The sequence below is a fragment of the Pseudomonas sp. NPDC079367 genome, assembly GCF_044542195.1.
Taxonomy (GTDB): domain Bacteria; phylum Pseudomonadota; class Gammaproteobacteria; order Pseudomonadales; family Pseudomonadaceae; genus Aquipseudomonas.
In genome coordinates this window covers 108,871-115,927 of sequence record NZ_JBITTW010000011.1, presented here as the reverse complement: position 1 = coordinate 115,927, position 7,057 = coordinate 108,871, and the positions used below count along the sequence as shown (strand labels likewise).

General features: G+C 62.3%; 8 protein-coding genes. 3 read left to right on the top strand and 5 right to left on the bottom strand.

Annotated elements, in window-relative coordinates; all coding sequences use genetic code 11:
• Positions 1-88: 88 nt before the first annotated feature.
• The 3 genes from ACIGDJ_RS12685 (at position 89) to sutA (ending at position 2,494) form a co-directional block, all read left to right on the top strand.
• The gene (locus ACIGDJ_RS12685; RefSeq protein ID WP_397479336.1) at positions 89-1,426 is read left to right on the top strand and encodes an ammonium transporter; all 1,338 of its coding nucleotides are present in this window, start codon (positions 89-91) and stop codon (positions 1,424-1,426) included.
• A gap of 214 nt (positions 1,427-1,640) precedes the next feature.
• Positions 1,641-2,066: a secondary thiamine-phosphate synthase enzyme YjbQ gene (locus ACIGDJ_RS12680; RefSeq protein WP_101161582.1), complete on the top strand. Its 426-nt coding sequence runs from the start codon at positions 1,641-1,643 to the stop codon at positions 2,064-2,066.
• Positions 2,067-2,167: 101 nt separating this feature from the next.
• Entirely contained in the window at positions 2,168-2,494 is a 327-nt protein-coding gene (sutA, locus tag ACIGDJ_RS12675) for a transcriptional regulator SutA (protein WP_101161580.1), read from the top strand.
• Between the two features lie 141 nt (positions 2,495-2,635).
• Here sutA and ACIGDJ_RS12670 read toward each other — a convergent pair whose 3' ends face one another.
• The 5 genes from ACIGDJ_RS12670 to lysA are packed head-to-tail and all read right to left on the bottom strand — an operon-like array spanning position 2,636 to position 7,053.
• On the bottom strand, positions 2,636-3,334 hold the full coding sequence (locus tag ACIGDJ_RS12670; RefSeq protein ID WP_312999774.1) for an HAD family hydrolase: 699 nt from the start codon (positions 3,332-3,334) through the stop codon (positions 2,636-2,638).
• Complete coding sequence (xerC, locus tag ACIGDJ_RS12665) at positions 3,331-4,230, bottom strand: tyrosine recombinase XerC (RefSeq protein ID WP_312999773.1); 900 nt, start codon at positions 4,228-4,230, stop codon at positions 3,331-3,333. Before xerC ends, ACIGDJ_RS12670 begins: the two co-directional genes overlap by 4 nt.
• A gap of 2 nt (positions 4,231-4,232) precedes the next feature.
• Positions 4,233-4,958: a DUF484 family protein gene (locus tag ACIGDJ_RS12660; protein ID WP_397479335.1), complete on the bottom strand. Its 726-nt coding sequence runs from the start codon at positions 4,956-4,958 to the stop codon at positions 4,233-4,235.
• Between the two features lie 13 nt (positions 4,959-4,971).
• Positions 4,972-5,802: a diaminopimelate epimerase gene (dapF, locus tag ACIGDJ_RS12655; protein WP_016772587.1), complete on the bottom strand. Its 831-nt coding sequence runs from the start codon at positions 5,800-5,802 to the stop codon at positions 4,972-4,974.
• A 3-nt stretch (positions 5,803-5,805) separates the two neighbouring features.
• Complete coding sequence (gene lysA / locus ACIGDJ_RS12650; RefSeq protein WP_312999771.1) at positions 5,806-7,053, bottom strand: diaminopimelate decarboxylase; 1,248 nt, start codon at positions 7,051-7,053, stop codon at positions 5,806-5,808.
• Positions 7,054-7,057 lie beyond the last annotated feature (4 nt).

Below are 7,057 nucleotides of genomic sequence, written 5' to 3'. Positions count from 1 at the left end.
GAACAGGCGATCCGCATCCGTACCCGCGAAACCGATACCGACGCGATCTAAGCGCCGCCACAAACCCAACGCCCCAGGAGAAAACAATATGACTCTGCGTAAATTCGCAGGGCTAGGCGCCCTGTTGTCCATCGTAATGCCCGGCATCGCCATGGCGGCAGACGAAGTGGCAGCGCCAGTCCTCAATTCCGGCGACACCGCCTGGATGCTTACCTCGACAGCGCTCGTGCTGTTCATGACCATCCCCGGCCTGGCGCTGTTCTATGGCGGTATGGTTCGCTCGAAAAACATTCTTTCCGTGCTGATGCAGTGCTTCGCCATTACCGGTCTGATCAGCATCCTGTGGGTCATTTATGGCTACAGCATTGCCTTCGATACCACCGGCATGGAGCAGGGCGTCGTCAACTTCAATTCGTTCTTCGGCGGCATGGGCAAGGCGTTCCTCGCCGGTGTCACGCCTTCGAGCATTACCGGCCCGGCGGCGCTGTTCCCTGAGGCGGTGTTCATTACCTTCCAGATGACCTTCGCAATCATCACCCCGGCGCTGATCGTCGGCGCGTTCGCCGAGCGCATGAAGTTCTCCGCGATGCTGATCTTCATGGGCGTCTGGTTCACCTTGGTCTATGCACCGATCGCGCACATGGTCTGGTCCGGTAACGGCGGCCTGATGTGGGATTGGGGCGTGCTCGACTTCGCTGGCGGCACCGTGGTGCACATCAACGCCGGTATTGCCGGTCTGGTCGCGTGCCTGGTACTGGGCAAGCGCAAAGGTTTCCCGACCACACCGATGGCCCCGCACAACCTTGGTTACACGTTGATGGGCGCGGCGATGCTGTGGGTCGGCTGGTTCGGCTTCAACGCCGGTTCCGCTGCAGCCGCCAGCGGCACGGCCGGTATGGCCATGCTCGTCACCCAGATCGCCACTGCCGCTGCGGCACTGGGCTGGATGTTTGCCGAGTGGGTCACCCACGGCAAGCCAAGCGCGCTGGGCATTGCCTCGGGTGTGGTTGCCGGTCTTGTGGCGATCACTCCGGCCGCTGGCACCGTTGGCCCGATGGGCGCACTGGTGATCGGTCTGGCCGCAGGCGTGGTGTGCTTCTTCTGCGCGACTACCCTGAAACGCAAACTCGGTTATGACGATTCTCTGGATGCCTTCGGCGTGCACGGTATCGGCGGTATCCTCGGCGCGATCCTCACCGGTGTGTTTGCCGCACCGGCACTGGGCGGCTTTGGCACCGTGACTGATATCGGTGCGCAGGTCTGGATTCAGATCAAAGGCGTCGGCTTCACGGTGATCTACACCGCGATCGTCACCTTCATCATCCTCAAGGTCCTGGACGCGGTCATGGGTCTGCGCGTAACCGAGGAAGAAGAATCGGTCGGCCTCGATCTGGCACAACACAACGAGCGCGGCTACAACCTGTAAGTACACGCGATAAAAAACTGCCCGGTTCGCCGGGCATTTTTTTGTCCGGAATTTGTCATTCAAGTAGCGGCTGAAAGGATTTTTCTTACGGCTTTTGTCGTCTTTACAGCGAGGCTTTTTCTGCTGGCAATCGCTGACATCGTTGCTGGAATATTAGGGCCTTTGTTTTTTTTCAGAGCACGCTAGAATGCGCCCCGAACGAGCGGAGAACTGTATGTGGCAACAGACTCTGATAACCCTGCGGGCGAGGCCCCGGGGCTTTCATCTGGTAACTGACGAGTTGCTCGCAAGCTTGCCTGAACTCAAGACCTGTCGGGTCGGTCTGTTGCATTTGTGGCTGCAGCACACGTCGGCGTCGTTGACCATCAACGAGAACGCCGATCCGGCAGTTCGTCGCGACTTCGAACGATTTTTCAATCGCCTGATCCCACAAGGAACAGACGGCTACGAGCACAACGACGAAGGCCTGGACGACCTCCCGGCGCACTTCAAGGCCAGCGTGCTGGGTTGCCAGATCAGTCTGCCGGTTTCGGCGGGGCGGCTGGCACTGGGTACCTGGCAAGGGATTTATCTGGGCGAGCACCGTGATCATGGCGGTGCCCGTAAAGTCCTCGCCACCTTGCACGGTGAACAGGCATGAGCCGCTGCCCGGCAGCGGCGCAAGATTTTTCAACGGCGGCTTCGACAGTCGCCAAAGCTGGTCTATAACTAATCTGCTTTTGGCAAGTCATGAGGTAGAACATGAGCGACGATGATCTGGAAAACGACGACCTCGAAGTAGGCGACGAAGACGAGGCCGAGGAAGGCCTGGAAGCGGCAGCGGAAGACGTTGCCGAAGACGATGGCGGTGACGACACGCCGGCGCCGGCTGCCAAAGGCAAAGCCAAGGCGGCGGTATCGGTCGACGAGTTGCCGAGCATTGAAGCCAAGAACAAGGAGCGTGACGCCTTGGCCAGGGCCATGGAAGAATTCCTTGCGCGCGGCGGCAAGGTTCAGGAAGTGGAGGCCAACGTGGTCGCCGATCCGCCGAAGAAGCCGGACAACAAGTACGGCAGCCGCCCTATCTGAGGCGCGTCGCTCGCTTGCTGAAAAAGCCCGCCGTCGCTGCGGGCTTTTTCATGCCCCATGAAACAGCAAAAGATCGCAGCCTTCGGCAGCTCTACAGGGAAACGCCTACCAAGGCAGGCGCTGCCGAAGGCTGCGATCTTTTCAACGGTTCCAGCGTGCGAGCACGGCTGGCAGTTCCGTGAGGCTGCGAATCTCCGCATCCGGCAGGCGCTCTGCTTCCCAGACTTTGCCCGTCGGGTTGAACCACACCGCGCGCAATCCCGCCTGCTGCGCCCCGGCAATGTCATCGCCGGGATGATCGCCGACATGCACCGCCGCTTCGGCGCTGACGCCGCCACGCTGCAAGGCTTCGTGAAACAGCCGCGCATCCGGTTTGGCGATGCCGATATCTTCAGCGCACAAGGCAAACTTGAAGAAATCTGCCAGCCCCAACCGGCGTACATCGGCATTGCCGTTGGTGACCACGCCGAGGGCATAGTGATTGGCGAGCAGCTCCAGCAGCGGCTCGACTTCGGGGAACACCTCGATCTGATGCCGCGCATGCAAAAACACTTCAAAAGCCTTGTCAGCCAGCTCCGACGCCTCGCCGTGGGCATACCCGGCTTCTTCCAGCGCATGGAACAGCACACGTCGACGCAGCGCGCTGATGCGGTGCTTGAGGCCCGGTTCGCCCGCCAGCACCCGCTCGCGAATCGACCATAAATGTTCCACTGGCACCGCGCCGAGATTCGACGCATGTTCGCTCAACCATTCGCGCAACACGGTTTCGGCGCTGGCGATCACCGGGGCGGTGTCCCACAGGGTGTCGTCGAGGTCGAAGGTGATCAACTGAATGCTCATGAATCATCGCCTTTCATGCGTTTGGCCCGGGGATGGGCGCTGTCGTAGACCGCCGCCAGATGCTGGAAGTCGAGGTGTGTGTAGATCTGCGTGGTTTTGATATCGGAGTGGCCGAGCAATTCCTGCACCGCGCGCAGGTCCTGTGAAGACTCGAGCAAATGGCTGGCGAACGAGTGCCGCAGCATGTGCGGATGCAGGTTCTGCCCCAGTTCGCGCTCGCCCGCGAGTTTGACCCGCACCTGAATCGCCCGCGGGCCCAGGCGCCGGCCTTGCTGGCTGACAAAAACCGCGCCATCGGCAGGATTGGTCATCGCGCGCAGCGGTAGCCACTGTTCAAGGGCTTCGCGGGCCTTGGTGCCAACCGGCAGCAGGCGGGTCTTGCTGCCCTTGCCGAGCACCTGAACCATGCCGTCGGCCAGATCGAGTTGATCGAGATTGAGCCCGGTCAGCTCGGACAGGCGCAGGCCAGATGAATAGAACAGCTCGAGAATCGCCTGATCGCGTCGGGCGAGAAAGTCGTCCTCGACCGCACCTTCCAACAATTGCAGGGCGCGGTCGGTGTCGAGGGTTTTCGGCAGGCGTCGTTCGCCTTTCGGCGGGGCCAGACCGGTGGCCGGATCGTGGTCGCACAAGCCTTCGCGATTCAAATAATGATAGAGCCCACGCACCGCTGAGAGCAGGCGGGCGAGGCTGCGCGAGGACTGGCCTTGTGCATGCAATCGGGCGACCAGGCTGCGCAGGCGCTGGATATCCAGCGCGGCCCAACTGCCGATGTTCTGCTTGATGCACCAGCCGAGGACTTTATCGAGGTCGCGACGATAAGCCGACAGGGTGTGCGGCGACACCTGTCGCTCACTGCGCAGATGTTCGCAGTAAGCGTCCAGTTGTCGTTCCATGGTCAGCGTACCGAGCGCAGCGAACTGTTGACCCGTGGCAGCACACGGCCCATGACCTCGGCGATATAGCTGAGAAACAGGGTGCCGACCGAACTCTTGTAGTGCTGCGGGTCGTGGCTGGCGATCGCCAGAATGCCGTGAATGCCCTGATGGCTGACGGCAACCACGGCGGTCGAGCCGATCTGCTGACGCTGTTCTTCGCCGAAGAGGAAATCCAGCTCATGTTCACGCAGGCTGCCGCTGACGCTTTTGCCTTCGGTGAGCAGGCCACCGATCGCGGTTTGCGCGTCGGCGTGAGTCACCCAGCGGCCGACCGGGGCCGGGTTGTCGCCGAGCAGGATCAGGCTGACGAAGGGCACCTGGAAATCCTGACGCAGGCTGTCTTCAACGCTGATGACCACGTCTTCCAGGGTCGATGCATCCATCAGCGCGAGGATCAGGCGCCGGGTCTTTTCGAACAGGCGATCGTTGTCGCGGGCCACATCCATCAGATGCGAAAGGCGATGGCGCATCTCGATGTTGCGGTCGCGCAGGATCGTCATCTGCCGCTCGACCAGTGAAACGGTGTCGCCGCGTCGGTGCGGAATGCGCAGCGACGCCAGCAGCTCTTCGTGCTCGACGAAGAAGTCCGGATGAGCCTCCAGGTAGGCGGCAACCGCGGCTGCCTCGAGGCTCTCGGACGCTGATTCGTCGGCTGGTCGGGCGGGTACCTGTGGCTTGTCGGTCATGATTTCTGCTCGCTCAAAGACGCACTTGTCCTTCGTATACACGCACTGCCGGACCGGTCATCAACACCGGTTCGCCCGGGCCGGCCCACTCGATGGACAGACGCCCGCCGGGCAGGTCGATCAACAGCGGCGAATCCATCCACCCCTGACTGATGGCCGCTACCGCCGCCGCACAGGCGCCGGTGCCGCAGGCCTGGGTTTCCCCGGCGCCGCGCTCCCACACGCGCAGTTGCGCGCGGTGGCGGTCGATGACCTGAAGGAAGCCGACATTGACCCGCGCCGGGAAGCGCGGATGGTGTTCGATCTTCGGCCCCAGTTCATGCACCGGCGCACTGTTGATGTCATCCACGCGAATGACCGCGTGGGGATTGCCCATCGACACGGCGGCCAGTTCGACCGTGGTGCCATCGACGTCCAGCGAATAGCTGCTGGCCTGGGCTGGCGCCTGGAATGGAATGTCCGCTGGCACCAGGCGTGGCGCGCCCATGTTCACGCCGATCTGGCCGTCGTTACGCACGTCCAGCTCGATGATGCCGCCCTTGGTCTCGACGCGGATCTGCCGTTTTGCAGTCAGACGCTTGTCGAGTACAAAGCGGGCGAAGCAGCGCGCACCGTTGCCGCATTGCTCCACTTCCGAACCGTCGGAATTGAAGATGCGGTAGCGGAAATCCACGTCCGGGTTGCTCGGCGCTTCGACGATCAGCAACTGGTCGAAACCGATGCCGGTGTGGCGATCGCCCCATTGCTTGGCGTGTTTGGGCTGAATGTGCGCGTGCTGGCTGACCAGGTCGAGAACCATGAAGTCGTTGCCCAGGCCGTGCATTTTGGTAAAACGCAGCAGCATGGGTTACTCCGGCAGCAGGCTTTCGCCGGCAAACAGCTCGGCCACGGTTTCGCGGCGACGCACTTCAAACACCTGATCACCATCCACCAGCACTTCAGCGGCACGGCCGCGGGTGTTGTAGTTGGAGCTCATGACGAAACCGTAGGCACCGGCCGAATGCACCGCCAGCAAGTCGCCTTCTTCCAGCGCCAGCTCGCGGTCCTTGGCGAGGAAATCGCCGGTTTCGCAGATCGGGCCGACGATGTCGTATTGGCGCGCAGCGCTGTCGCGCGGTTTCACCGCCGTGACGTCCATCCACGCCTGATACAGCGCCGGACGAATCAGGTCGTTCATCGCCGCGTCGACGATGGCGAAATCCTTGTGCTCGGTGTGCTTGAGGTACTCGACCTGCGTCAGCAGCACGCCGCCATTGGCAACGATGAAGCGGCCCGGCTCGAACACCAGCGCCAGATCACGCCCGTTCAGGCGCTCGCGCACGGCTTTGATGTAGTCGGCGGCCAGCGGCGGCTCTTCATCGCGATAACGCACGCCCAGGCCGCCACCGAGATCGATGTGGCGCAGGTGAATGCCGCAATCGCCGAGACGGTCGACCAGATCGAGCAGGCGATCCAAGGCATCGATGAATGGCGGCAGCGTGGTCAGTTGCGAACCGATGTGGCAGTCGACACCGACCACTTCCAGGTTCGGCAGATGCGCGGCGCGCACGTACACGTCTTCGGCGTCGGCAATGGCGATGCCGAACTTGTTCTCTTTGAGACCGGTGGAAATGTAGGGGTGGGTGCCGGCATCGACATCCGGATTCACGCGCAGCGAAACCGGGGCGCGAACACCCAGCTCGGCGGCGACTACTTGCAGGCGCTCGAGCTCGTCGGTGGATTCGACGTTGAAGCAGTGCACGCCGACTTCGAGGGCGCGACGCATGTCGTCACGGGTCTTGCCGACGCCGGAGAACACGATCTTGTCGGCGCTGCCACCAGCGGCCAGTACACGTTCCAGCTCGCCACGGGAGACGATGTCGAAACCGGCGCCGAGACGGGCCAGGACATTCAGTACGCCGAGGTTGGAGTTGGCCTTGACCGCAAAGCAGACCAGATGCGGCATGCCGGCCAGCGCATCGGCGTAGGCCAGATACTGCGCTTCGATGTGCGCCCGCGAGTAAACGTAAGTGGGCGTGCCGAAGCGGTCGGCGATGGCGGACAGCGCCACACCTTCCGCGAACAGCTCCCCGCCACGGTAGTTAAAAGCGTCCATGGCG

Excerpts from the sequence above, each read along its gene's own strand:
- ACIGDJ_RS12685 (WP_397479336.1), top strand. The coding sequence starts at position 89 with ATGACTCTGCGTAAATTCGCAGGGCTAGGCGCCCTGTTGTCCATCGTA.
- ACIGDJ_RS12680 (WP_101161582.1), top strand. The coding sequence starts at position 1,641 with ATGTGGCAACAGACTCTGATAACCCTGCGGGCGAGGCCCCGGGGCTTT.
- sutA (WP_101161580.1), top strand. The coding sequence starts at position 2,168 with ATGAGCGACGATGATCTGGAAAACGACGACCTCGAAGTAGGCGACGAA.
- ACIGDJ_RS12670 (WP_312999774.1), bottom strand. The coding sequence starts at position 3,334 with ATGAGCATTCAGTTGATCACCTTCGACCTCGACGACACCCTGTGGGAC.
- xerC (WP_312999773.1), bottom strand. The coding sequence starts at position 4,230 with ATGGAACGACAACTGGACGCTTACTGCGAACATCTGCGCAGTGAGCGA.
- ACIGDJ_RS12660 (WP_397479335.1), bottom strand. The coding sequence starts at position 4,958 with ATGACCGACAAGCCACAGGTACCCGCCCGACCAGCCGACGAATCAGCG.
- dapF (WP_016772587.1), bottom strand. The coding sequence starts at position 5,802 with ATGCTGCTGCGTTTTACCAAAATGCACGGCCTGGGCAACGACTTCATG.
- lysA (WP_312999771.1), bottom strand. The coding sequence starts at position 7,053 with ATGGACGCTTTTAACTACCGTGGCGGGGAGCTGTTCGCGGAAGGTGTG.